Consider the following 23,802-nt stretch of genomic DNA (forward strand, 5'->3'; position numbering starts at 1 on the left):
CAAGTACTGGGAGGACCATAACACGTATGCCCTAGCGAAGTCGACCGAGTACGTCGGGGGAGAGAAGTTCGGCGAGCTGTTCCAGCAGGGTGACCGTCCGGGCGATCTCGTCGGCGTCCGCTGTGCCGAGGGCCGCGCCGAGCGCGGCCTCGATGGGTGTGGCGGCGACCTCGGCACGCCGCTCCGAGACCTCCGGGTTGCGGCGCAGCAGGGTCCGGCGCCGGTCGGCGGGATCCGGTGCGGTGACGACCGACCCCACGTCCTTCAGCCGGGCCACGCAGCCGGACACCGCGCTCTGGGGCAGGCCGGTGCGGGTGGTGATCTCGCCGACGGTGGTGTCGGGGTGCGCGTAGACGTCGAGCAGCACGATCAGCATCGACCGTGTGCTGGTCGAGTGGGTGCCGACGCCCTCCGTGGGGATGGCCTCCTCGCCGATCTTCATCAAGGTGCGACCCAGCAGGAAGAGCTCCACTCCGTTCATGGAGGCAGATTACATCCGATCGGATGCATCATTCTTGATGCATCACAAATGATGGATTACCTTGAGGGGGTCGGCCCGTACGCCCCCGAGGAGTCCCCATGCAGTCCACCCTGACCGTCCCCGGCGCCACGCTGCACTACGAAGTCCGCGGCCACGGACCCCTGTTGCTCGTCTCGCAGAGCGGCGAGGGCGACGCCAACCGCAGCGACGCGATGGTCGACCACCTGGTCGACGCGTACACCGTGGTGACGTACGACCGCCGCGGCCTCTCCCGCAGCGTCCTGGACGAGCCCGGCTCCGGCGCCGGCCTCGACGAGCACGTCGACGACGTGCACCGGCTGCTCGCCGCACTCACCGACCGGCCCGCGCTCATGCTCGGCTGCAGCATGGGAGCCGTCATCGGGCTGCGGCTCGCCGCCCGCCATCCGGGGCGGCTGAGCACCCTGGTCGCGCACGAGCCCGCCATCCCCGGCCTGCTGCCCGAGGCGGAACGGCTGCGCACCCGGGCCGAGCTGGACGAGATGCGGGCCGTGTTCCAGCGGGACGGCTGCATCGCCGGCGTACGGCGGATCGGCGAGCTGCTGGGCATCGACCCCGCCCGGCAGGAGGCCGAGCCGGGCGCCCGGCTCGCCCCGCTCGACGCCTCCCGCGAGGCGAACTTCGACTTCTTCGTCCGTCACGACGCCCTCACCATGCGCCACGCGGACCTGACCCCCGCCGAGCTGGGCGCCCTCGACGCGGGCCCCGTCCGCATCGTCCCCGCCGCCGGGCGCACCACTCCCCGTACCGTCTTCGACTACCGCTGCGCCGAGGAACTGGCCGCCGGACTCGGCACCGGACTGATCCACTTCCCCGGCGGTCACAACGGCAACATCACCCACCCGAAGGGCTTCGCGCAGACCCTCCGCACGACGCTGGGGGCGTCCCCCGCATACCAGCCATACGAACCCCCGATGCCCCCGCGCTGACACATTTCTTGTTCCGGTGAAATCCCCTCCCTACGCTGCCACCACCGCACTCGGGCGGCATGAACAAGGGACTTCGCCATCATGGGTCGACTGGCCGGGAAAATCGCCTTCATCAGTGGAACAGGAGCCGGAATCGGCCGGGCCGCGGCACAGGTATTCGCGGCTGAGGGTGCGCTGGTATTCGGCTGTGACATCGACGAGGGCAGCACGGCCGAGACCGTCGAACTGGTCGAGAAGGCCGGGGGCGTCATGCGGTCCCTCGCCCCCGTCGACCTGTCCACGCAGGACGGGGCGCGGGAGTGGATCGAGGCCGGAATCGAGGCCTTCGGCGGGATCGACATCCTGTACAACAACGCCTCCGCGCTGCGCAACGGCCCGTTCGAGTCCATGCCCGCCGAAGACTGGTACTTCACCATCAGGAACGAGCTGGACATCGAACGTGGCGTCCGTGGCCGCCGTGCGCGGTGCCCCGTTCCTGCCGATGGTGCCGCACGGCGCCGCCAAGGGCGGGGTGCTCGCGATGAGCAAGCACCTGTGCGCGGCCGGAGCCCCGCACCGCATCCGGGTCAACACCATCGCCCCCGGCATGACCCGCACCTCCGCCACCGCCCCCTTCCTCGACGACCCGAACGGGCCGAAGGCCCAGCTGGAGGCCCGGATCCCGGTCGGGCGGGTCGGCGAACCCGAGGACATCGCGCGCGCCGCGGCCTTCCTCTGCTCCGACGAGGCGGCCTTCGTCAACGGCGCCAACCTGATGGTCGACGGCGGCGACAGCGCCATGGCCGGCTGAGCCCGGATGGACACGCGACTGGACCACGTGGGCGTCAACGTCCGCGACCTCGCCACCCAGACCGCCTGGTACAAGGCCGCGTTCGGGCTGGAGGCCGTCTTCGAGTTCCGGCTCGACGGACCCGGCCTCAGCGGTGTCGTCCTGGAGCATCCGCACGGCTGGCGCCTGGAACTGCTGGCCAGGACCGGTTCCGCACCGGGCCTCAGGGCCCCCGATCCGGTGACCGCAGCCCTCACCGAGGGATACGGCCACTTCGCGGTGACCACCCCCGAACTCGACCCCGTCTACGACGCCTTGCGGGCGTCGGGAGCGGGCGAGGCCCTCGCACCCGGACCGTCCCCCGAGCCCGGTGTGCGCATGGCCTGGGTCATCGACCCCGAGGGAAATCTCATCGAACTCATAGAGCGACGGAGTACGGAATGACAAGCGTGCTGAAAAGACTCGACAGGGGAACTCTCATAGCCTGCTGTCTGGCCGTTGCCGCCGCACAGCTGTGTATTACCGTCCCCTCTCCCATCAACGGAGAAATCCAGGCGGAATTCGGTGCCTCCGGTTCCCAGGTCGCCTGGGTCACCTCGGCGTTCATTCTTCCCACCGCGATTCTCGAGCTGAATTTCGGTGTGGTGGGCGACCTGTTCGGCCGTAAGCGGCTGCTGGTGCTCGGCGGACTCGTCCTGGCGCTCGGTGAGCTCCTCAACGCCCTCTCGCAGAACATCACCATGCTCTGGATCGGCCAGGCCCTGGCCGGTGTCGGCGCCGCGGCGCTCTTCCCCAGCTCCCTCGCCGTGATCGCGGCCGCCACGCCCGACGAGAAGGACCGTGCCAAGGCCGTGTCCACCTGGGCGCTGAGCATCTCCCTCGCCTCGGCGGTGGGCCCGCTGTCCTCCGGTCTGCTCGCCACGGTCGCCGACTTCCGCTGGGCGTTCGTGCCGCCGGTCCTCCTCGGCCTCGCCGTCGCCGTCTCCAGCCAGTTCCTCGTCACCGACTCCAAGGCTCCCGAGGGCCGCGCCCTGGACTGGCCCGGACAGATCACCGTCGCCGTCGGTCTCACCGCCCTGCTCTGGGGTGTCATCGAGGGCGGCGAGCGGGGCTGGAGCAGCCCGGCCATCGTCGGCGCCCTCACCCTCGCCGCCGTGGCCCTGGTCGCCTTCGTGGTCGCCGAGAAGCGCGCCGCGTCGCCCATGTTCAACCTCGACCTGCTGAAGATCCCCTCGTTCGCCGCGGCCGCCGTGGTCGCGCTGGCCGGTATGTTCGGCTTCATCGGCACCGCCTACTGCGTCTCCATCCGCCTCGGCGCCGTCATGCACCTCAGCCCCCTGCGGGCCGGCATGCCGTTCGTGATCCTCCAGCTCGTCCCGCTGCTCCTCGCCCCGGTCCTGAGCCGGATGCTCACCCGTGTCGAGCCCCGCTGGCTCCTCATGGGCGGTCTGCTGCCCATGGCCGCCGGCCAGTTCTGGATCGCCGCCCTGCCCATCACCACCACCTCCCTCGCCGCCTTCATCGGCCCGGTGCTGCTGCTCGGCATCGGCTTCATCTGCGTCGTCTCCTCGCTCACCTCCGCCGCCGTGAACGCCGTACCGCTCCACATGACCGGCATGGCGAGCGGCGCGACCAGTCTGGTCCGCGAGTTCGGTCAGGGCCTCGGCCCCGCCGTCATCAGCACGGTCGCGATGAGCGCCGCGTCCTCCGCGCTGGTCGGCAAGCTCAGCGGCGCCGACGCCGGGATGGAGGCGGCGGCCGGTCCGCTCGCCGTCGTCAACGCCGGCAGCGAGAGCGCCAGGGCCGCCGCCCAGACCGCCCTCGCCCACGGCATGTCCCTCGGCGTGGTGATCTGCGGCTGCGCCTCCCTGCTGGGCGCGCTGGTCACCCTGCTGCTCGTCCGCAGGAACACCGCCCGCGCGACGGTGACGGCGCCGGTGCAGACCGCGTCCGCCTGATCCGCCACAGCACAGCGCACTGGAGAGGCCGGGTGAAAACCTGGCCTCTCCGATGTTTACGGCAGATGTCCCTAGAGCGTAACGATCTATCACGTCAAGGGACTTGACTGCCATCAGACCATTATCTTCACGTCATGTCCACGCCGCCTGAGCCTCCACAGCAGCCCACACCGCCGTCCGACGCTCCGGCCCCGCCGAGCGCTTACCCCTATCCGAGCCCGCAGACGCCGGGCCCCGGCGGCCCGCTGGGATTCCCGCCGGCCGCGCCCGCACCCCAGGGTGCCCCACAGAGCGTCTACGCCCAGCCGACCCTGGTCGGTGTGCCCGCCCAGCCCGGACAGCCCGGACAGCCCGGACAGCCCGGGCAGCCCGGGCAGCCGCCCCAGCCCCAGCCGGGGAACCCCTACCTCCAGCAGGGCCCGTACCCCGTGGTCGGACCCCCGCCCGCCAGCGGAGGCGGCGGCGCCGGGAGAGCCGTCCTGTGGGCCGCCCTCGGCGCGCTGGTGGCCTCCGCCGCCTGGGCGGCCGGTGTCTTCCTGATCGCCGGCGCGGACAAGGCGGACCTGGCCGGCTACACGGCGCCGTCGAACCTGTGCAACGCCATCGACTACTCGTCCTTCAAGGAGGAGTACCCGACCAACGACGGCGCCCCGACCCGCAACCGGCTCGAGGACGACGCCCTCGACGAGGGCCTGTGCAGCATCAGCCTGAAGAAGACCACGTCGACCTACGCGGACGCGTACCTCTACGCCCAGCTGGACCTGCACAAGAAGACCGATCCGGGGCCCGAGTTCACGGCCGCCTGGAAGAACTACGGCGACAGCCACACCGGCTACGACGTGGAGACCGTCACCGGCATCGGTGACGAGGCCTACCTCGTCAGCAACGACACCACCTCCGGCTCGTCGAGCGGCTCGCTCTACGCGACGCTCGCCGTCCGGGACGGCTGGGTGACGTACACCATGAGCTACAGCGCCTACTACTCCTCGTACGACGCCGACACCGACCCGCCGACCCTCGACGAGGTCTCGGACATGCTGAGGACGGACACGAGGACGACCCTGGCGGACCTCAAGGACTGAGGTCCGCCAGGGCCGCCGTGTTCCCGCGGAACGGTGGCCGCCACCGCGTCAGCGGTCGGCCACCGGCGCGTCCAGCGCGTTCGTGATCGCCTTCACCCCGCCGTGCGCCGCGTACCCGCCGTCCACGGTGATCTCCGCGCCGTTGACGTACGACGCCTCGTCCGACAGCAGATACACCACGAGCGGGGCGACCTCCTCCACCGAGCCCGCCCGGCCCTGGGGCGTCATCGCCAGGTGCGCCGCGACGAACACCGGGTTCGCGGTGGCCATCAGCGGGGTCTCGATATAGCCGGGGTGCACCAGGTTCGTCCGGATGCCGCGCGGCGCCAGCTCCAGCGCCGCCACCTTCGACAGCCCCCGCAGCGCCCACTTGCTGGCCGTGTACGCCACCGCGTGATGGGCGGTCAGCGCGGCCACGGAACCCACGTTGACGATGGACGAACCGGCCGGCATCAGTGGCGCCAGGGCCTGGATGCCGAGCATCGCGCCGGTGGTGTTCACCGCGAACGCCCGCTCCCAGTCGGCGAGTTCGACCTCGCCCAGACGGGCCCGCACCGGGATGCCCGCGTTGTTCACCAGACCGTGCACGACATCGAGCCGGTCCGCGAGCGCGGCCCAGTCGTCCGGCGAGGACACGTCCAGACGCCGGTACGACACCTCCAGACCGTCGGTGCGCAGGGCGGCCGCGAGCTTCTCACCGGCCTCGTCCAGGACGTCGGTGGCGATCACCGTCGCACCCTCCCGGGCGGCCGCCGCGACCTCCGCGGCCCCCTGCCCCTGCGCTGCTCCGGTGACGACGACGGTGCGTCCGGCCAGACGGGTACGGCTCACGGCTCCTCCAGGGTCGGTACGGGTTCCCACCCGTCCACGCTAGGAAGCCGCGGACAGCTCCGGAAACGCGTGTTCCCCATGGCTGTCATCCACATCGGCGATCACCGGCTCGTCCAGCGAGGCCCCGACCCTGCGCACGGTCTCCCGCAGCCAGCGGTGCGCGGGGTCGGCGTGCCGGTTGTGATGCCAGTACATGGCCTCCACCAGCGGGACGTCCGGGAACGGCGGCTCCACCACGGCACAGCGCGCGAACCCGTCGTAGCGGCGCACCAGCCGCTCCGGCACCAGGGCCACCAGGTCCGTGCCGCTCACCAGGAACGGCAGCACACTGAAGCCCGGCGTGCTGACCTGCACCTTCGGTGTGATGCCGAGGGTCTCCAGCTGCCGGTCGGCCGGTGTGTGACTCTTGCCGATGGAGCACGCCGCGTGCGGCATCTCGGCGAGATCGCGCAGGCTGAGCCGCCCGTCCACGAGCCGCGGATTGCCCGGGTCGACCAGACAGACGAACCGGTCGTGCATCACCGCCTCGCTGACCCCCGGCAGCTGGTACCCCAGCGGCACGATCATCAGATCGTGGCAGCGCAGATGCGTCTCCGTCTCCAGCTGCCCGTCGACGATCGGATGGAAGTCGATCCGCACCCCCGGCGCCTCGGCCGCGATGACCCGCAGCAGCGGCTCCACGAACACCGTCATCACATAGTCGGACATGACGACGGAGAACCGCTGGCGGCTGCGCGCCGGGTCGAAGTGCCGGGGGCCGTACCTGATCCACCGTCAACCCGCTCTCCACCGACAGCGCTTCGGCCCCGGCGGCGGACAGGACGCCGTCCTCCAGCAGCCGCAGGACCGTGACGCCCTCGGGCAGCGGGTGCACGACGCCGTCCCGGACCACTCCGGCGCGTTCCATGCCCTCGTACACGTATGTCGCGAAACGCATGCCTCACTGCTCCCAGTGGTTGGTGTTGGTGACGGTCCCCGCGCTGAGGTAGCCCGCGAACACGCCCTCGAGGTCGCGGGCGGCCCGGATCCCCTGGAGCCGCCGCCACTGCGCGTCCCCCATGAACCTGAGCTGCCGCACGGTGAAGTCGGAGTCGCCGAGGTACTGCCCGGCGGTCACCGGCTGCATCGCCGCCATCGCCGCGTCCAGCCAGGCGCGCAGCTCGCCGTCGCGCGCCGGGTCGTCGTGGACGACGTAGGCCGCGCAGTAGATCTCGGACTGCAACGAGAAGGCCATGTCGGGCAGTCGGCGCAGCGGCGCCATGGAGAACCAGATGGTGAAGGTGCCCGGGGTGGGGTGCTCGGTGAACGCCCTGCGGATCGCGGGCACCACCTCCGCCGCCTCACCGGTCAGCCAGGCGTTGTCGACGAGATAGCGGTGACCCTCCGGGTTCGCGGTCCGCTGGTTCTCCAACTGCGCCGCGAACGTGGTGGGTTCGGCCTCCACCCGGAACAGGGCCCGCTCCGCGAAGGGGTTGGCGTGCAGCGGGGCGAGCGCCTCGGCCGCCTCCTCGGGGGTGTCCGTCATCGACACCCCCGTGACCAGCAGGACGGGCGAGCCGGAGCCCGGCGGGGTCTGGGTGAGGGCGACGATCTCCACCAGGTCGGACACCGTGTGGTGCATACCGTGCAGCCAGGTCATGACCTCGTCGAACAGATCCAGCGGGTAGGCGTGGACCGTGTGGGCGAGGTGCCGGGGGAGGGGGCGGGTGCGCAGATGGAAGCGGGTGACGACACCGAAGAAACCGGGGCCCGCGCCGCGCGCCGCCCAGAACAGATCGCTGTGGTGCGTCCCGTCCGCGCGCACCAGCTCGCCCTCGGCGGTGACGACGTCGATCGCCACGATGTTCTCCGCCGCCCAGCCCCAGCCGCGCGCGTTCCAGCCCTGTCCGCCCTGGAGCAGGAAGCCGCCGATGCCGACGGAGGGGCAGTGCCCGCCGTTGAAGAACCGGCCGAACCCGGCGAGATACGGGTTGAGTTCGTCGCCGCCCTTGACGCCGGGCGTGGCGGTCACGATCGCGGTGTCCGGGTCGTAGGCCAGCTCACGGAAGCCGCCGAGGTCGATCAGCAGCGCGTCCGCGCGCACCGACCAGGCGGCCCAGCTGTGCCCGCCGGAGCGGACGGCGACCTGCCAGCCGCGCTCCAGGGCGAGCCGTACGCCTTCGACGACATCCTCCTCGGAGACGGCCGTCAGGACCGCCGCGGGCATACGGTCCGACGGGCGGCGCGCGTTGAAGACCCGGCCGAGGACCGCCTCCTCGAAGCCGTCGTCACCGGGCAGGTGCAGAGTGCCGGAGAACCTGTTCACGCGCGTCCTCACTTGACCGCGATCGGGTTGACGGGGGCGCCGACCGCTCCGGTCACCGGAAGCGGCGCCGCGACCAGCAGGAACTCGTACACACCGTCGGCCGCGCAGTCCTCCGCGAGGGCCTCCAGGTCCCACATCTCGCCCAGCGGCAGGCCCATGTTGGGGATCGCGATCTGGTGCAGCGGGGACATCGCCGGCTCGGCGAACTCGTACGGCCGTACCTCCAGGCCCCAGGTGTCGGAGGCGATCGCGGCCAGCTCCGTGCGGTGCAGCCAGCCCAGCGAGGTGACGCCGGAGTCGCGGGTCCGGTGAAGCCGTTGACGGACATCGAACCCGACGAGTGGGACGACGTGTTCGCCGCCAACGTCCGCGGGGTCTATCTGCTGTGCCGGGCCTTCCTCCCGCCGATGCTGGCGGCCGGCCGCGGCGACATCGTCAACGTGGCCTCCGTCAGCGGTAAACGCCCGCTGCTGAACCGCACCCCGTACACGGCCTCCAAGATGGCCCTGCTCGGCCTGACCCGCACCCTCGCGGGGGAGGTCGGCCCCCGGGGAATCGCGGTCAACTCCCTCTCCCCGGGGCCGGTCCGCGGCCCCCGCATGGACCGCAACTTCCGGCTCACCGCCGAACTGACCGGCTGCACGGCCGAGGAGGCCGAACGGGACTTCGTGTCCCGGGCCGCCCTGGGCCGGCTGGTCGAGGAGGACGAGGTCGCCCGGGCCCTGGTGGCCATGCTGGCGATGCCGGGGCTGTGCGGCGCCGACATCGACCTGTCGGCGGGGATGATCGCACCGGCCTGAACGGAGACCGGCGTACGTGTCGAAGGGGGCGGTGTCACACCGCCCCCTTCGTGCGTTCGCCACGCTGTGTGATCCCTGTCAACCCATCCGCCCGATCCAGGGCATCGGGTTCCGGGATGGGTGTGTGCCAGCCCTATCGGCCTATTTCCAGGGCTGATTCACTCCCTCGTACGCACCCCAGGTGCCCCACGCGGAACCGTTGCTGCCCCCTGTCCGGCGGCCGGTTCGTCACATCGCGTGACGACGTACCCGAATCCGTGGAAAGGCAAGTCATGACGCTGATGACCCGACGCTCCCTCCTGATCGCCGGCACCGCCACGGCCGGCGCCCTGCTGGTGCCCGTCGGATCCGCGCAGGCCGCGCCGGTGACGTCGGGGCGGCAGCTGACGGTGGGCTCCGGCGAGACGTACGAGGTCGCCGCGACCACCCGGCTGAAGCGGCTGACCGTGGCCGACGGCGGCACGCTCACCGCCCCCGGGGGATACGGGCTCACCCTGACCGTCGACGGCGTCGAGACCGGCCAGAAGCTGACCGCCACCGGCGGCATGGCCACCGTCGTCCGGCCCGGCACCTACCGCGGGGACGTCGTGCTGACCGTGGCGGCCGCGAACGACATCACCTACGAGACCCTCACCTTCCCCTTCCGGCAGGCGCTGTACGTCGACGCCGGCGGTGTCGTGCGCGAGCGGTCGGTGCCGGCGGCGGTACAGGGCGGGAAGCTCACCGGCACCCTCGCCCGCGATGTGTCGATCACCTCCACCGGCGAGTGCTTCGACGGCCTCTTCGTGCAGGACGGCACGTACACGCTCCAGCGGCCCGTCATCTCCCTGACGCGCAACGGCCGGTGCGACTTCGCCGGGTACGGCGCGGCCGTCGTCGGCGACGGCTCCGCCACCACCCTCGTCGTCGAGGGCGCCCGGATCAGCACCAAGGGCGTGGTGCGCACCGCGGTCATCTCCAACGACGGCGCAGGAACAGCCGGGCCACCTACCTCAGCTCCACGGTCTTCTCGGAGACCTGGGGCGCCCTGTCGGTGGAGGGCGGCAGCGGGCTGAAGCTGACGGCGATCAACAGCCATGTCGGCAACACCGGGGCGTACGGCTACGGCACGTACGCCATCGGCGACGCCACCGTCCGCGTCCTCGGCTCCCGCTTCGACGTCGGCAGCTACGCCACCATCATCGCGGGCCCCGCGGCCGTCGTGCACTACGGCGACAGCGGCCGGGACGCCGTCGCCGCGCTCAACACCGAGCTGGAACTCGGTCTGACGGCGGCCGAGCTGACGGCGCTGCCGGTGCGCAACACGGTCGTCAACTCGGGCCACTTCGGCTACATGTTCTTCGGCGCCGGGACGCTCACCCTCGACGGCGGAACCGTCGTCAACTCCGAGCGCGCCACCTTCCTCAACAAGGGCCAGCAGACCGCCATCACGGTCGACGGCTCGAAGGGCGCCCGGCTCAACCCGCGCGACGGGGTCATCCTGCAGATGATCGAGCTGGACGACCCGGGCCCGGTCAACGTCGACGGCAAGATGATGAACGTCGGCGTCTACACCGAGCCGACCACCGACCCCGCCAAGGACTCCTCCTTCGACGTCACCGCCGTCCACTCCGCCGACGGCGCCGCCACCTTCACGGACATCAAGCTGAAGGGCGACTTCTGCAACGGCATGCGCAAGGGCAAGAACATGGTCCTCACCTTCGACGGCGCCACCCTCGAAGGCGTGGTCTCGGCGACGAGGACCAAGCACCGGGTGCCGTCCATCGACGCCTCCCGCTTCCACGAGCTCGGCATCGTCACCAACACCGTCCAGGCCGCCGTCAACAACGGCGCGGTCGTCACCCTGGCCGCCGGCTCCACCTGGACGGTCACCGGCACCTCGTACCTGACCTCCCTCACCCTCGCCGCCGACGCGGCCGTGCAGGCGCCGCGCGACAAGGCGGTGACCCTGACCGTGGACGGCACGGTCACCGCGATCACCCCCGGCAGCACCTACACGGGCGCGCTCACCCTCACGGTCGCCTGACCCGGGGAGCGGCCGATCAGGAGGCGGGGGCCGACCGGGTCTCCGCCTCCTGCGCGAGGTGGACTGCCGCTCGCCATCGGGCGCCGGGGCGCCGTAGGCTGAGGGCGATGTTCAGTCCCGAAGGCCCCGGCCTGCGCGAACTCGCCGTCCAGGCCCTGTCGTCCGTCGAGCACGGCTACGACCTCCTCGCGCCCAAGTTCGACCACACCCCTTTCCGCACCCCGGACTCGGTGCTGTCCGCCGTGGCCGCCGCTCTCAAGGAGTCCGGCCCCTACGACGACGGCCTCGACCTGTGCTGCGGCACGGGCGCCGGCATGGGCGTCCTCGCGAGCGTCTGCTCGCGCAGCGCGACCGGTGTCGACTTCAGCGCGGGCATGCTCGGCGAGGCCCGCGGACGCGCACCCGAGACAGGGGTGCGGGTGTCCTGGGTGCGCGCGGACGTCCGTGCCCTGCCCTTCACGGCCGCCTTCGACCTCGTCGTCAGCTTCGGCGCGTTCGGGCACTTCCTGCCGCGCGAACTGCCGGGTCTGTTCGCCCAGGTGCACGGGGTGCTGCGGCCGGGCGGACGCTTCGCGTTCCCCGTGCTCGCCCCGCCCCGCCCCGCGGACCCCGCCTTCTGGATGCTGCTCGGCTTCGACGCCGTGATGCGGGTGCGCAACGCCGTGTGGCGGCCGCCGTTCGTGATGTACTACCGCGCCTTCCGGCTCGGCGAGGTACGGCGGGAACTGGAGCGTGCCGGGTTCCGCGTGGACCTCCGTACGCTGCCCGAGTTCGGCACGCGCGGCGACGGAAGCCCACGGGTCCGCATGGTCGAGGCCCGGCGGGTGGCGTGAATCCGGGCCGGGGCGGTCACAAGGCGCTGTAGAGGGCGTCGACCAGGGCCATCTTGCGCGGGTCGTCCGCGATCCTCGGCCCCATGCGGTTCATGACGTAGCCGAGCGACACCCCGGCCTCCGGATCGGCGAGCCCGCAGGAGCCGCCGAACCCGTCATGGCCCACCGCGCGCGGATTGGGCCCGTAGGAGCCGTCGGCGCCGCTGAGCCACAGTCCCAGCGCGATCTCCGTGTCGTGCGCGAGCCCGACGCCCAGCACCAGGTCCCGGCAGGCCCCCTGCCCCTCGCGCACCCGTTCGGCCGCCTCGGCGGAGAGCACCCGGTGACCGCCGTGGGAGCCGCGCCCGGCCACGACGCCGTAGAGTGCGGCGACCGCGCGGGCCGTGCCGTGGCCGTTGACCGCGGGGATCTCCGCGGCCCGCCACGCGGGCGAGTTGGCCTCGGCGGCCCCGACCAGCGGATTGGCCAGGGCGGCGATCGCCGCGGGCGCCAACTGGGCGAAGACGGCGGCTTGTCCACTGGCCGGCGGGGCCTGCGGGGGCACCAGCTCGGCGACCCGCCCGGCCTCCTTCTCCGGCAGCCCCACGGTGAAGTCGATCCCGAGCGGCCCGGTCACCTCCCGTTCCAGGAACGCCCCCGGCAGCAGCCCCGACACCCGCCGTACGACCTCCCCGACCAGGAAGCCGTAGGTGAACGCGTGATAGCCGGACCGGGTGCCCGGCTCCCACCAGGGCTCCATCGCCGCGAGGCGCGCGGTGGTCGTCTCCCAGTCGTAGAAATCCTCCAGCGTGTGCGGCTCGCGCAGCCCGGACAGCCCCGCCCGGTGCGACAGCAGATGCCGTACCAGCACGTTCTCCTTGCCCGCCGCCGCGAACTCCGGCCAGTACGCGGCGACCGGCGCGTCCAGGTCGAGCAGCCCCCGGTCGGCCAGGATGTGCGCGCACAGCGCGGTGGGGCCCTTCGTCGTCGACCAGACGTTGACCACGGTGTCCCGCTCCCACGCGCGCGTGCGCGCCGCGTCGGCCCAGCCGCCCCACAGGTCCACCACCGGCACCCCGTCGACCGTGACGGCGACCGCGGCGCCCAGCTCGTCCCGGTCGCGGAAGTTCTCCTCGAACGCCGTGCGCACCGCCGTGAAACGCGCGTCGCAGTGGCCGTGAACCTGTGGCACGTGCTCGGACATGGGCCCTCCGTGGTACGCCGGAACCCCGGACCGCCACCGCGCGGCCCGGGCTCCCTGAACGTACCGACTGGTCGGACTGGAGGGAAGGGGTGTGCCGCGACCTCAGGCGTACGAGCGCAGCCAGCGCACCTTGGCCGCCTCCTGGTAGGGGCCGCCGCCCTCGTGGTCGTTGAACTCGTACACCTCGATCGCCTTGTCCTCCCCCGCCCAGGCGTTGAACGCGGCGAACACCGTCGACGGCGGGCAGGTCTGGTCCTCCAGCGCCGCCGAGAACAGGGCGGGCGCGGTGCCGCGCGCGGCGAAGTGGACGCCGTCGAAGTAGGACAGGGTGCGCAGCGCGTCCTGGGTGCGGCCCCGGTGGGTCTTGAGGAACAGGCCGATCTCACGGTACGGGTGACGGTCCGTCAGTGTCGCCGCGCGCGGGAAGTCGCACAGGAAGGGCACGTCCGGCGCGACCGCCACCAGGTCCGGTACGAGACCGCCGACGGCGATCGTGATGCCGCCGCCCTGGCTCGCGCCCAGCGCCACCGTCCGGCCCGCGTCGGTCAGCGGGTGCGCCCGGGCCGCCTCCACCGCGCGCACCGCGTCCGTGTACACCCGGCGGTAGTAGTAGTGCTCCGGCGCGTCGATGCCCCGGGTCATGAAACCGGGGTAGGAGGGCGCACCGCCCACCGGGTCGGCGGTGCCACCGCCGCCGCCCCAGGCGCTGCCCTGGCCCCGGGTGTCCATCACGAAGTGGGCCCGGCCGGTCGACGCCCACAGCAGGTTCTCGTGCGGCAGACCGCGCCCGCCGCCGTACCCGATGAACTCCACGACCAGCGGCAGCGGCCCCTCGGCGGCGGCCGGCACCTTCAGCCAGCCCTTCACCGGGTGCCCGCCGTACCCCGCGAACGTCACGTCGTACACCTCGACCGTCGACAGACCCGTCTCGACCCGTTCGAAGCGTGCGTCCAGGTCGTGCTCGCGGGCCTCCTGGAGCGTCTTGGACCAGAAGGCGTCGAAGTCCTGCGGTTCGGCGGACTCGCTGCGGTACTCGTGGAGCTCCTCGAGGGACAGGTCGAACAGGGCCATGAAGGACCGCCTTTTGTTAAGTGGCCATACGAATGATCACACCGTACGTGCCCCTCAGCGGGCCTCGCCAGAGCGCGTCGCCGGAGCCGTCGCCGTCCTCAGGCGGGCCTGCGACGCGTCCACTCCGGTTCCGTGCGCGTCCATTCCCGGTCCCACTCGTCGAGCCGGTGCCGCATCGCCACCCGGCGGATCACGGTGTGGCCGAGCAGCACCAGGGCGGCGGTTCCGCCCGCCGCACAGGCACCCATGGTGAGCGTGTGCTGCCAGACCGCCGTACCGGTCGGCGGCGGCGGAACGCTGCGGCCGTGCGCGTCGAACCACACGTTCACCAGGTCCCCCTTGTGGGTGCCCTCGGGCACCCGGGCCTCGGCCGTGCGCGCCGTCCCGCCGGGCGGCGTCCAGCGCACGGTCACCCGGTAGGTCCGCTGCCGCACCCCGTCCGCCGAGGGCAGGTTCTCGGGCACCCGCCCGACGACCTCCGCCCGCACCCGGTGCCGCTCGGCCCGCTGCTGGACCGCGACGGTCCGTGCCTCGTCATGGGCCCACAGGCCGGCCACCGCCCCGGCCAGCGGCACGGCGACCAGCAGCAGCACGGCGACGGCCAGCGCCGTCCACGCCTCCACCACGTCCGACCGGCGCCGCAGCGGGTTCTTCCGCCACCGCCAGCCATGCATCCGGCTTCGCATGTCGACCTCCTCGCCGTCACGCGAGCGCCCACATGAAAGTCGTACCCCCATTGGAGTACATCCGCGACCCGGAGCCGGCCCTGCGGCCGGATGCGCGGTGCCACCGACGCGTCTCCGGCCGCTCAGCCGAAGCGTTCGATCCGGATGCGGTCCACCGGCTGTCCGGCGGCCACCAGCAGCCGCGAGGCGTGCTCGGCGAAGGCGTTGGACCCGCACACGTACGCCTCCCAGCCGCCGGCCGGGAGCTCCTCGAAGACCGGCCGCAGATGCGCGGCGCCCAGCCGTCCCACGGGCGCGCCCGCCGGCCCCCGCCGGGTGAAGACGGGCGTGGTCTCCGCGCCGTACTCGCGCGCGTAGATCAGCTCCTCGGGGCCGCGCGCCGACACCAGCAGCCGCAGCGGCACGTCCAGGGCGCGCGCCCGCCGGTGCCGGACCATCGACATCAGCGGGACGACCCCAGAGCCGGCGCCGATCAGCAGCGCGGGCCGGTCGCCGGGCCAGGCGAAGAAGCCGCTGAGGGGACCGCGCACCTCGACCCGGTCACCCGGCCGCGCCCGTGTGTGGAACCAGCCGGAGACCTCGCCGCCCTCGACATGGTCCAGGGTCAGTTCGACGTGTCCCTCGTCGTCGGGCGCGGACGCCAGGGAGTAGTGCCGCTGGGCGGTGTAGCCGTCGCCGGCCGTCAGCCGCAGCATCAGGTGCTGGCCGGGCAGATGTCCCGCCCAGGCCGGCACCGCGAACCGGAAGGTCGCCGCGTGCGGGGTCTCACGGCGGATCTCGGTGAGCGTCGCCGTCTGCCACACGGCGGCGGTCCGGTTGCTCACCGCGATCCGGCCGGGCACGGCGAACCGGGTCGGCGGAACGAAGACGGGCGAGGCGGTGGTCTCAGTCACCGGAGTACCTCTGCTCCTCCCAGGGGTTGCCCCGCTCGTGATAGCCGTTCTGCTCCCAGAACCCCGGCTCGTCGTGGTCGAGCAGGCTGAGGCCCGCGATCCACTTGGCGCTCTTCCAGAAGTACAGATGCGGCACCAGCAGCCGGGCCGGGCCACCGTGCTCCGCGGCGAGCGGCTTGCCGTCGTACTCCCAGGCGATCCAGGCCCGCCCGCCGGTGAGGTCGGCCAGCGGCAGGTTCGTGGTGTACCCGGTGTGCGCGTACGCCACGGCGTGCGTGGCCGACGCGTGCACCCCCACGGCGTCGAGGAAGGCGTCCAGCGACACGCCCCCGAACCGCACCCCGAACTTCGACCAGCTGGTCACACAGTGGATGTCACCCTCGTACGCCGACTCCGGCAGCGTGTGCGCCTCGTCCCAGCCCCAGGTCCGGGGCTCCCGGACCAGCCCGTCGATCCGGAAGGTCCAGTCGGCGGGGGAGAGGTCGGGGGTGACCTCGGCGGAGAGCACGGGCCAGTCGTCGCCCGCGTCGTACTGCCCCGGCGGAAGACCGGGGTTGTCGACACGGGCGCGCCCGGTGAAGCCTCGGGTGACGTTCATGCTTCAACCGTACGCTGTTGTCGTGGGTGCTCCGTCCCAGGTCAGCGCACCCATCATTGCGGCCGTATGAACTCTGCGCGGCTCCGGGAATAGCCGCCGGGCGCCGCTCCTTGGCGATCGGTGCCGGGGCCCGTGCTCCGGACGCAGCGCAAGGAGAGTGAGGAAGAAGATGCCCAAGGCGTACGTCTTCACGCGGTACGGCGGACCGGAGACCGAGGCGTTCGTGGACGTGGACCGGCCGAGTCCCGGCCCCGGGGAGGTGCTCGTCGCGGTGCGCGCCGCCGGGGTCAACCCCGTCGACTGGAAGCTCCGCCAGGGCTACCGGCGCCCCGGCGACACCGCCGAGCGGGTGTTCCCCTCGGTGCTGGGCAACGAGGTGGCCGGCGTGGTCGAGGAGACCGGCGAGGGCGTCACCGGGTTCGCGCCCGGCGACGAGGTGTTCGGCACCGCCGTCGCGGGCGGCTACGCCGAGTACGCCCTGCTCGCGGCCGACATCACCGCGCACCGCCCGGCCGCCCTGTCCTTCGCCGCCGCGGCCACCCTCCCCGTGGCCGCCGCGACCGCCTACGACGGCGTCCACCAGCTCGGCCTGCCCGCCGGGGCGACACTCCTGGTGACGGGCGCGGGCGGCGGCGTGGGCGTGGCGGCGGTCCAGATCGCCCGGGCCCTCGGGGTGCGGGTCGTCGGTGTCGCGGGCGAGGGCAAGAAGGCCCTCCTGGAGTCGCTGGGCGTGGTCCACGTCCCCTCGGGACCCGGCTGGGACGAACGCGTCCGGGCCGCCGCCCCGGACGGGGTCGACGGGGTCTACGACCTCGTCGGCGGCGAGGTGCTGCACACCGCGGCCGCCCTGGTGAAGGACCCCGCGAAACTGATCACCGCCGGTGCCCCGGCCGAGGAGGTCGAGGCGCTGGGCGGCGCCCGGGTGCTCCGGGCCCGCAGCGCGGACGTCCTGCGGGCCGTCGCGGACCTGGTCGTCGCCGGAGACCTGGACCCGCACATCACCCGGACCTTCCCGCTGGAGCGGGCCGACGAGGCCCTGCGCGAGGTCGAGAGCGGGCACGCGCAGGGCAAGACAGTGATCGAGGTCGCCGGATGAGCGCGCACATCCTGGACAACCCCGCGCTGGCCTCCCTCACCGGGCCGCACGCGCACTTCGCCGAGCGCCGGGGCAGGGTGCTGCGCTACCCGGTGGACGTCTCGCCCTGGCTGGCCCTGCCGGACGAACCGGACGCCGACGACTGGGCGGACCTCGCGGCCCTCGCCGGTCCCGGCGCGGAGGTGCCGCTGCCCGGTTTCCGGGGCGAGGTCCCCGAGGGCTGGGAGATCACCTTCCAGGTGGAGGGCGTCCAGCTCGTGGACGACGGCCTCGCGGCGGCCCCGGACCCGGAGGCCGTCCGCCTCGGTCCCGCCGACGTCCCCGAGATGCTCGACCTGGTCGCCCGCACCCAGCCCGGACCGTTCGAGCGGCGCACCATAGAACTCGGCACCTATCTCGGCATCCGCCGCGACGGCGCCCTGATCGCCATGGCGGGCGAGCGGCTCCACCCGCCCGGCTGGACCGAGATCAGCGCGGTCTGCACCGACCCGGCCCACCGCGGCGAGGGCCTCGCCACCCGGCTGATCCTCGCCGTCGCCGACGGCATCCGCGCACGGGGCGAGACCCCGTTCCTGCACACCGGCGCCGGCAACACCGGCGCCATCCGCCTCTACGAGTCCCTGGGCTTCCGCCTGCGCCGCAGAACCGCGTTCCTGGCGGCGCGGACACCGGAGCGCCCGGGGGCGCTGGTGCCGTAGGCGGGCGGCCGTCGGTCAGGAGACCCGGGTGCGGTCCTCCTGGCCGACGGCCGGGTCAGCCGTGCGCCCGCCGGACCGTGACCTCGTACTGGTCGACCGCGCCCTCCCAGCGGATGACGAGCGTGCCGTCGGTCTCTTCGTCGTCCTCCGCGTCCCGCATGGCGTGGAGACTCAGGGCCAGGTCGTGCGACTCGGGGTCGCAGAACGCGGCCAGGTAGTCGCGCAGACCGTCGTCCCGGACGGCGGCGACCCGCTCGTGCGCCTCCTCGCCGACCTCGTCGGCCGCGTCACCGAGGCCGGCGGGCACGTCGTGCGGGCCGGTCGTGGCATGGAGCCCGGTGGCGGCGCGCAGGGCGTCGAGAAGGGTGTCGCCGGAGGCTATCCGGGCCTCCCACACCGTCCAGGCTCTGCCGGGCAGGCCCGCGGAGGCGAGGTCGACGCCGTGACGGCCGGCGATCCGGCCCAGCTCGGCGCCGGACAGCAGGTCGCCGTGGACCGGGCCGGGCGCGGCGAGCTCCTCGGCGAGCCCGGCGGGGAACGCGGCCGGATCCACGGTGAACAGGGACCGGCTCGCGTCGAAGACCAGGACCGTCTCGTCGCAGTCACCGGGTGGCGTCAGCAGCAGATGGTCCAGGCGCACGGGCTCCTCACCGGCCAGCGCCGCGCGGTCCACCCAGGCCGGTTCCTGGTCCATCTCGCTCTCGGCGAGGAAGTTGCCCGTGTAGTAGGCGCCGTAGGGAACGTCCGGAAACGAGGAGAGGGGGCGGCCGACGACCTCGCCGAAGGCCTGGGCGAGGGTGTCCCGCCAGGTGTCGGCCGGCGGGGTCGGGTGGGCGTCGGACATGGGCGAACTCCCGGGACACGGTGCAAGAGTGACGTACAGGAGGAAGTGAACCGCACGGCACTGACAACCGGGCCCCCGGCCGGTCATCCGGCGGGCGGGGCGCCCCACGCGTTGTACCGGACCAGGTACTCCGCGAACCGCTCCAGGTCCCCCGGCGGCCACTCGGCGAGCCGCTCCCGGAAGGCCGCACGGCGGCTCTCGGTGACCTGGGCGAGGATGCGGCGGCCGGCGTCGGTGAGATGGAGGAGCTGGACGCGGTGGTCCTCGGGGTCGACCCGGCGCTCGATCAGGGCCGCCCGCTCCAGGGCGGCCACCTGGCGGCTGACCGTCGACTTGTCCAGGGCGTGGAGCGCGGCCAGGTCCGTGGCCCGGCACCCGCCGCTCTCCTCCAGATGACCGAGGAGGGTGTACGACACCAGGGACAGCTCGGGGTGCAGCCGGCCCGCGGAGGCGCGGGCGCGCCGGGCGAAGACCGTCATCTCCCGCTGGATGGTCTCCACGGCCTCGGCTGCTTGCATGGGGGCTCCCTCATGTTCTTGGTTGCATAGTACAACTCCAGGAGCGGGGGTGCTAAAGTGATCGACCGGCCGTGGACCTCACGGCCCGTGCGACGCGAGGAGGTGAGACCGATTACCGCCGTTCGTTTCCCCGAAAGGTGTTCGTCCTTCGATGTCTCTCTCCTCTCCGTCCGCTCCGTCCTCCCCCCGTGACGCCGTCGTCGCCGCACTGCGCGCCGCCGGGTGCGTCTTCGCCGAGGACGAGGCGGAGCTGATCCTCTCCACCGCCCGTACACCCGCCGAACGCGACGCCATGGTGGCGCGCCGCGTGGCCGGGCACCCGCTCGAACTCGTTGTCGGCTGGGCCGAGTTCCGCGGTCTGCGGATCACCGTCGAACCCGGTGTCTTCGTGCCCCGCCGCCGCACCGAGTTCCTCGTCGAACAGGCCCTCGCGCACGCCCCGCACGCCTCGGTCGTCGTGGACCTGTGCTGCGGCTCGGGCGCGGTCGGCGCCGCTCTCGCCGCGGCGCTCGGCGCGGTGGAACTGCACGCGGCCGACATAGACCCGGCGGCGGTGCGCTGCGCCCGCGCCAATGTCGCCGCCCACGGCGGCCACACTCATCACGGCGATCTGTTCGAGGCACTCCCCGGCCGGCTGCGGGGCCGGGTCGACATCCTGGCCGCCAATGTGCCGTACGTCCCCACCGACGAGGTTCCCCTGCTGCCCGCGGAGGCCCGCGACCACGAGCCGCGCACCGCCCTCGACGGCGGCGGCGACGGACTCGACGTGCTGCGCAGGGTCGCCGCCGGGGCGCCCGAGTGGCTGGCGCCCGGCGGGATCCTCCTGGTGGAGACCAGCGAGCGGCAGACCCCGGCCGCCGTCGAGGCCTTCGCCCGCGCCGGTCTGACGGTCCGTCCGGCCGAGGACGAGGAGCGGAACGCCCACGTGGTGCTGGGGACCCGGGTCAGGTAGCGGCGCCGCTGCCCGTGGGGCCGGGGGAGCCGTCGTCCCCGCGGTTCCACGGGCCGTGCCCCGGGAAGCCGCCGTGCCGGTCGTCCTTGTCCGGACCACGGCCTCGGAAGTCGGAGAAGTCGCCGGAGACGACCCGGGCCGCCGTGTGGGTGCCGCCCGAGCGGGAACCGACGACGACCACCGAGTCGCCCTTCTTCAGCGCGGACGCTCCCGAGCCGGAGCCGCCGTCGGTGCGCACGGTGGCGTCCGCACCGACCGTCCAGGTCCACGAGGTGCCGTCCTCGCTCTTCACCGTGACCCGGTCGCCGTCCACCTTCTCGACCGTGCCGCGCTGCCAGACCCGTACGACCCACTTGCCGGTGTCACGGTCCTTCACGGTCGCCTCGCCGTGCGCCGCGTCGCCGCCGAACCCGAAGCCGAACCACGGTCCGCCGCGCCCGTGCCCGCCGCCCGGCCCCTCCGACGGCGACGACGGCGACGACGGCGACGGGGCCGACGGGGACGCCGAGGGGGAGCCGCCGGACGAGCCGCCCGAGGCCGCCGCGTAGGCGACCGTGCCGCCGAGGGCCAGCACCGCGACGGTCGTGGCCGCGATCAGCGCCCGACCGCGCACCGGCCGGCGCCGCCCTAGCGCGCCCGGCTCGCGCTCCTCGCCGCCCGGACCCGAGAGCACCTCGACCTCTTCCGGCTGCTCATGCTCCTGCATCACGGCTCACCTTCCTCGGCCCGGCCGGCGGGCACGGCTGGAAACGGCTGGCACTCCTCACTGTGATTGTCGGATCGGCGCGATAAGGAAGCGGTAATAAATCCCTGTGAATCGGGCCGCCCGGCTCTCAGCCGCGGGCCCGGGCCACGAGAAGTGCCACGTCGTCGTGGTTGTCGGGGTGGTGCAGCTCGGACAGCAGATGGTCGCAGAGCTCCTCCAGCGGCCGCTGGGGATCGCCCAGGAGCGCGAGCAGCGCGTCCAGGCGCTCGTCGAGGGAGTGCCGCCGGGTCTCCACCAGCCCGTCCGTGTACAGCACCAGCAGGTCGCCGGGGGTGAACGCGACGTCGGTCGTCGAGAAGGCCACCCCGCCCACGCCCAGCGGCGCGCCCGTGGGCAGCTCCAGCAGCTCCGGTGGCGCACCCGGGCGCACCCGGGCCGGCGGCAGATGGCCGGCGTTGGCGATGCGACAGCGGCCCAGCCGGGGGTCGTGGACGGCGTACACACAGGTGGCGATGGAGTGGTCCAGGCCCTGGGTGATCCGGTCGAGGTGCTCCAGGAGCACCGCTGGGTCGAGGTCGAGGGAGGCCAGGGTGGTGGTCGCGGTGCGCAGCCGGCCCATCGTGGCGGCGGCGTCGATGCCGCTGCCCATCACATCGCCGACGACCAGCGCGGTCTTGCCGTCCTCGAGCGGGATGACGTCGAACCAGTCCCCGCCGACCTCGGTGGTGGCGCCCGCCGGCTGGTAGCGCGAGGCGACCTCCAGGCCGCCGGTGACCGGCGGATGGCTGGGCAGCAGGCTGCGCTGGAGGGTGAGTGCCGTCGTACGGGCGTTCTGGTACCAGCGGGCGTTGTCGATCTGCACCGCCGCGCGGGCCGCCAGTTCCCGGGCGAGCAGCAGGTCGTCCCGGCCGAACGGCAGCGGGTTGTGGATCCGCTTGAGGTCCAGCGCGCCGAGCACCTCGCCGCGGGCGATGAGCGGGACGGCCAGACAGGAGTGCACCCCGGCCCGGGCCAGCAGCCCGGCCGCCTCGGCGGAGGGCGCGATCCGGGCCAGGTCCGCCTCCTCGACCCGCGCGATCACGACCGGCTGCCCGGTGCGGACGCACTCCGTGACCAGCTGGTCGGCGGCGTAGCGGACCACCTGTCCGGCCGGGGCGGCGGCGCGCAGCGCCTCGGGTGCGTCGACGGCCCGGACCGCCAGGGAGCGGATGGCGGCCGCCTCGGTGGCGTGCGGGCCGAAGGGGCGGCCCGCCACCACGTCGTCGAGCAGGTCCACCGAGGCCACGTCCGCCAGTTCCGGCACGGCGACCTCGGCGAGTTCGCGGGCGGTGCGCTCCAGGTCCAGGGTGGTGCCGATCCGGGCCGAGGCGTCGGCGATCAGCGCGAGCCTGCGCCGCGCCGCCTCCGCCTCCAGGCCCGCCCGGTACTGGTCGGTGACGTCGACGACCGAGGCGGCCACGCCCAGCACGGTGCCGCGCGCGTCCTCCAGCCGGTACAGCGAGACCGACCACGCGTGGTCCCGGTCCGGGTCGGCCCCGGTCCGGCCGACCGTGGACCGGTCGACGAGCGGCTCCCCGGTCCGCAGCACCTCCCGCATCGCCATCTCCAGCGCGTCCGCGTCCACCGAGGGCAGCACCTCGCGGATCCGGCGGCCGAGGTGCTCCTCGGGCGGCAGGCCGTTGATCCGCGCCAGCGCCGGATTGACCGAGACGAACCGCAGATCCGGGTCGACCACGGCCAGACCGATGGGGGACTGCGCGACCATGCGCGTGGACAGCGCCACGTCCCGCTCCAGCCGGCGCACCGTCGACCGGTCCGCGGCGAGTCCCAGGGCGTAGACGGTGCCCTGGTCGTTGACCAGCCGCATGTTGCGGAACTCCACCATCCGGGTGGAGCCGTCCTTGCGGCGGACGGGGAACGCCCCGGCCCAGCTCCGGCCGGTCGCCATGACGTCGGCGAACAGCTTGACGACCAGGTCGACATGGCGCTCGTGGATCATCACCTGGGCCGCGTACCGGCCCAGCGCCTCGTCCGCCGTGTAGCCGAACAGCTCTTCGGCCTGCGGGCTCCAGAGCACGACGCGCCCCTTGGTGTCGAGCACCACCGAGGCCACGTTCAGTACGTCCAGCAGCCCGCTGGGCAGGGCGGGGGCGCCGCCCACGGCCGTGGACGATCCGACTGCCGCACTCATGCCACGCACCGCCTCCGCACCTCGCCGAGGCACGCTGTCCCCCGTGCCGACTCCCCCTGTTCCTCCGCGCTCAATCCGTTTCTCCCACGGATCGGGACGTTCTTCTCCATGCTCCTGCAGTACGTGGGCGGACGCCGTTCGCCTCAAGGCCGGACCGAGTCACCTGTCCTGTGTGCCGACGGACCGCAAGACTTACCGCTTCCTGCCGCTTCCTACCGCTTCACCAAGAGCAGAGAGCCCGCGGGGCCTCGCTGGTCCCGCCCGGTAAGTGGTGCTTCTCTGGGGTTGTGGGGCTGTGCGCGGGGAACCCATG

General features: G+C 72.9%; 25 protein-coding genes and 2 pseudogenes. 13 read left to right on the plus strand and 14 right to left on the minus strand.

All coding sequences use genetic code 11. The annotated features are described in order from the left end of the window. Positions 1–31: 31 nt before the first annotated feature. Positions 32–481, minus strand: coding sequence for a MarR family transcriptional regulator (locus AQJ64_RS22750; protein WP_244902683.1), 450 nt, complete (start codon positions 479–481; stop codon positions 32–34). A 98-nt stretch (positions 482–579) separates the two neighbouring features. Here AQJ64_RS22750 and AQJ64_RS22755 point away from each other — a divergent pair, with 98 nt between their 5' ends. From AQJ64_RS22755 to AQJ64_RS22775, 6 genes and pseudogenes are all read left to right on the plus strand, one after another. Then, a complete protein-coding gene (locus AQJ64_RS22755) occupies positions 580–1,449 on the plus strand; it encodes an alpha/beta fold hydrolase (protein ID WP_059202940.1) in 870 nt (289 codons plus the stop codon). A gap of 81 nt (positions 1,450–1,530) precedes the next feature. Beyond that, positions 1,531–1,806: pseudogene (locus tag AQJ64_RS51775) on the plus strand (SDR family NAD(P)-dependent oxidoreductase); the annotation flags it as partial. A gap of 91 nt (positions 1,807–1,897) precedes the next feature. Next, a complete protein-coding gene (locus tag AQJ64_RS51780; protein ID WP_280529282.1) occupies positions 1,898–2,239 on the plus strand; it encodes an SDR family oxidoreductase in 342 nt (113 codons plus the stop codon). A gap of 6 nt (positions 2,240–2,245) precedes the next feature. Continuing rightward, on the plus strand, positions 2,246–2,662 hold the full coding sequence (locus AQJ64_RS22765; RefSeq protein ID WP_059202941.1) for a VOC family protein: 417 nt from the start codon (positions 2,246–2,248) through the stop codon (positions 2,660–2,662). Next, complete coding sequence (locus tag AQJ64_RS22770; RefSeq protein ID WP_059202942.1) at positions 2,659–4,176, plus strand: MFS transporter; 1,518 nt, start codon at positions 2,659–2,661, stop codon at positions 4,174–4,176. Before AQJ64_RS22765 ends, AQJ64_RS22770 begins: the two co-directional genes overlap by 4 nt. A 134-nt stretch (positions 4,177–4,310) precedes the next feature. Further along, positions 4,311–5,258 (plus strand): hypothetical protein, encoded by a 948-nt coding sequence (locus AQJ64_RS22775; RefSeq protein WP_211286501.1) that lies wholly within the window; start codon positions 4,311–4,313, stop codon positions 5,256–5,258. A 48-nt stretch (positions 5,259–5,306) separates the two neighbouring features. Here AQJ64_RS22775 and AQJ64_RS22780 read toward each other — a convergent pair whose 3' ends face one another. The 4 genes and pseudogenes from AQJ64_RS22780 to AQJ64_RS22795 all read right to left on the minus strand — a co-directional run. Continuing rightward, positions 5,307–6,089 carry an SDR family NAD(P)-dependent oxidoreductase gene (locus AQJ64_RS22780; RefSeq protein ID WP_055636600.1) on the minus strand — a complete coding sequence of 261 codons (783 nt, stop codon included), beginning with the start codon at positions 6,087–6,089 and terminating at the stop codon, positions 5,307–5,309. Between the two features lie 39 nt (positions 6,090–6,128). Further along, a complete protein-coding gene (locus tag AQJ64_RS22785; protein WP_240512807.1) occupies positions 6,129–6,797 on the minus strand; it encodes a LysR substrate-binding domain-containing protein in 669 nt (222 codons plus the stop codon). A 232-nt stretch (positions 6,798–7,029) separates the two neighbouring features. Continuing rightward, positions 7,030–8,394 carry an FAD-binding oxidoreductase gene (locus AQJ64_RS22790; protein ID WP_055636599.1) on the minus strand — a complete coding sequence of 455 codons (1,365 nt, stop codon included), beginning with the start codon at positions 8,392–8,394 and terminating at the stop codon, positions 7,030–7,032. Positions 8,395–8,402: 8 nt separating this feature from the next. Beyond that, positions 8,403–8,681: pseudogene (locus AQJ64_RS22795) on the minus strand (cyclase family protein); the annotation flags it as partial. Between AQJ64_RS22795 and AQJ64_RS22800 the strand changes: the two are divergent. The 4 genes from AQJ64_RS22800 (at position 8,661) to AQJ64_RS22810 (ending at position 12,053) form a co-directional block, all read left to right on the plus strand. Further along, positions 8,661–9,194 (plus strand): SDR family NAD(P)-dependent oxidoreductase, encoded by a 534-nt coding sequence (locus tag AQJ64_RS22800; protein ID WP_276206700.1) that lies wholly within the window; start codon positions 8,661–8,663, stop codon positions 9,192–9,194. The pseudogene AQJ64_RS22795 and the gene AQJ64_RS22800 sit on opposite strands and share 21 nt — an antisense overlap. 272 nt (positions 9,195–9,466) lie before the next feature. Continuing rightward, positions 9,467–10,249, plus strand: a complete 783-nt coding sequence (locus AQJ64_RS51035) for a hypothetical protein (protein WP_107103422.1) — start codon at positions 9,467–9,469, stop codon at positions 10,247–10,249. Then, positions 10,228–11,220: a hypothetical protein gene (locus AQJ64_RS51040; protein ID WP_107103421.1), complete on the plus strand. Its 993-nt coding sequence runs from the start codon at positions 10,228–10,230 to the stop codon at positions 11,218–11,220. The genes AQJ64_RS51035 and AQJ64_RS51040 overlap by 22 nt, the downstream gene beginning before the upstream one ends. A 107-nt stretch (positions 11,221–11,327) precedes the next feature. Beyond that, a complete protein-coding gene (locus AQJ64_RS22810) occupies positions 11,328–12,053 on the plus strand; it encodes a class I SAM-dependent methyltransferase (protein ID WP_055636597.1) in 726 nt (241 codons plus the stop codon). 16 nt (positions 12,054–12,069) lie between these two features. Here AQJ64_RS22810 and AQJ64_RS22815 read toward each other — a convergent pair whose 3' ends face one another. The 5 genes from AQJ64_RS22815 to AQJ64_RS22835 form a co-directional block, all read right to left on the minus strand. Further along, positions 12,070–13,236, minus strand: a complete 1,167-nt coding sequence (locus tag AQJ64_RS22815; RefSeq protein ID WP_055636596.1) for a serine hydrolase domain-containing protein — start codon at positions 13,234–13,236, stop codon at positions 12,070–12,072. Positions 13,237–13,338: 102 nt separating this feature from the next. Beyond that, on the minus strand, positions 13,339–14,307 hold the full coding sequence (locus tag AQJ64_RS22820; protein ID WP_055636595.1) for an acetylxylan esterase: 969 nt from the start codon (positions 14,305–14,307) through the stop codon (positions 13,339–13,341). 98 nt (positions 14,308–14,405) lie between these two features. Further along, positions 14,406–14,993, minus strand: coding sequence for an Rv1733c family protein (locus AQJ64_RS22825; RefSeq protein ID WP_055636594.1), 588 nt, complete (start codon positions 14,991–14,993; stop codon positions 14,406–14,408). A 122-nt stretch (positions 14,994–15,115) separates the two neighbouring features. Then, the gene (locus AQJ64_RS22830; RefSeq protein ID WP_055636593.1) at positions 15,116–15,886 is read right to left on the minus strand and encodes a ferredoxin reductase; all 771 of its coding nucleotides are present in this window, start codon (positions 15,884–15,886) and stop codon (positions 15,116–15,118) included. Continuing rightward, positions 15,879–16,484 carry a sulfite oxidase-like oxidoreductase gene (locus tag AQJ64_RS22835; RefSeq protein ID WP_055636592.1) on the minus strand — a complete coding sequence of 202 codons (606 nt, stop codon included), beginning with the start codon at positions 16,482–16,484 and terminating at the stop codon, positions 15,879–15,881. The genes AQJ64_RS22830 and AQJ64_RS22835 overlap by 8 nt, the downstream gene beginning before the upstream one ends. A gap of 169 nt (positions 16,485–16,653) precedes the next feature. Between AQJ64_RS22835 and AQJ64_RS22840 the strand changes: the two genes are divergently transcribed. Together AQJ64_RS22840 and AQJ64_RS22845 are read left to right on the plus strand one after the other, a co-directional pair. Further along, positions 16,654–17,580, plus strand: coding sequence for an NADP-dependent oxidoreductase (locus AQJ64_RS22840; RefSeq protein WP_055636591.1), 927 nt, complete (start codon positions 16,654–16,656; stop codon positions 17,578–17,580). After that, positions 17,577–18,278 (plus strand): GNAT family N-acetyltransferase, encoded by a 702-nt coding sequence (locus tag AQJ64_RS22845; RefSeq protein ID WP_055636590.1) that lies wholly within the window; start codon positions 17,577–17,579, stop codon positions 18,276–18,278. Before AQJ64_RS22840 ends, AQJ64_RS22845 begins: the two co-directional genes overlap by 4 nt. 55 nt (positions 18,279–18,333) lie before the next feature. Here AQJ64_RS22845 and AQJ64_RS22850 read toward each other — a convergent pair whose 3' ends face one another. Further along, positions 18,334–19,122 (minus strand): hypothetical protein, encoded by a 789-nt coding sequence (locus tag AQJ64_RS22850; protein WP_055636589.1) that lies wholly within the window; start codon positions 19,120–19,122, stop codon positions 18,334–18,336. An 83-nt stretch (positions 19,123–19,205) separates the two neighbouring features. Next, a complete protein-coding gene (locus tag AQJ64_RS22855; RefSeq protein WP_055636588.1) occupies positions 19,206–19,640 on the minus strand; it encodes a MarR family winged helix-turn-helix transcriptional regulator in 435 nt (144 codons plus the stop codon). A 151-nt stretch (positions 19,641–19,791) separates the two neighbouring features. Here AQJ64_RS22855 and AQJ64_RS22860 point away from each other — a divergent pair, with 151 nt between their 5' ends. Beyond that, positions 19,792–20,592 (plus strand): putative protein N(5)-glutamine methyltransferase, encoded by an 801-nt coding sequence (locus tag AQJ64_RS22860; protein WP_055636587.1) that lies wholly within the window; start codon positions 19,792–19,794, stop codon positions 20,590–20,592. Here AQJ64_RS22860 and AQJ64_RS22865 read toward each other — a convergent pair. Together AQJ64_RS22865 and AQJ64_RS22870 are read right to left on the minus strand one after the other, a co-directional pair. Continuing rightward, positions 20,585–21,298, minus strand: a complete 714-nt coding sequence (locus AQJ64_RS22865; RefSeq protein WP_055636586.1) for a hypothetical protein — start codon at positions 21,296–21,298, stop codon at positions 20,585–20,587. The two genes, AQJ64_RS22860 and AQJ64_RS22865, sit on opposite strands and share 8 nt — an antisense overlap. A 127-nt stretch (positions 21,299–21,425) precedes the next feature. Further along, positions 21,426–23,489, minus strand: a complete 2,064-nt coding sequence (locus AQJ64_RS22870) for a SpoIIE family protein phosphatase (protein ID WP_055636585.1) — start codon at positions 23,487–23,489, stop codon at positions 21,426–21,428. Between the last annotated feature and the right edge of the window lie 313 nt (positions 23,490–23,802).

This window comes from Streptomyces griseoruber (genome assembly GCF_001514205.1).
GTDB lineage: Bacteria > Actinomycetota > Actinomycetes > Streptomycetales > Streptomycetaceae > Streptomyces > Streptomyces griseoruber.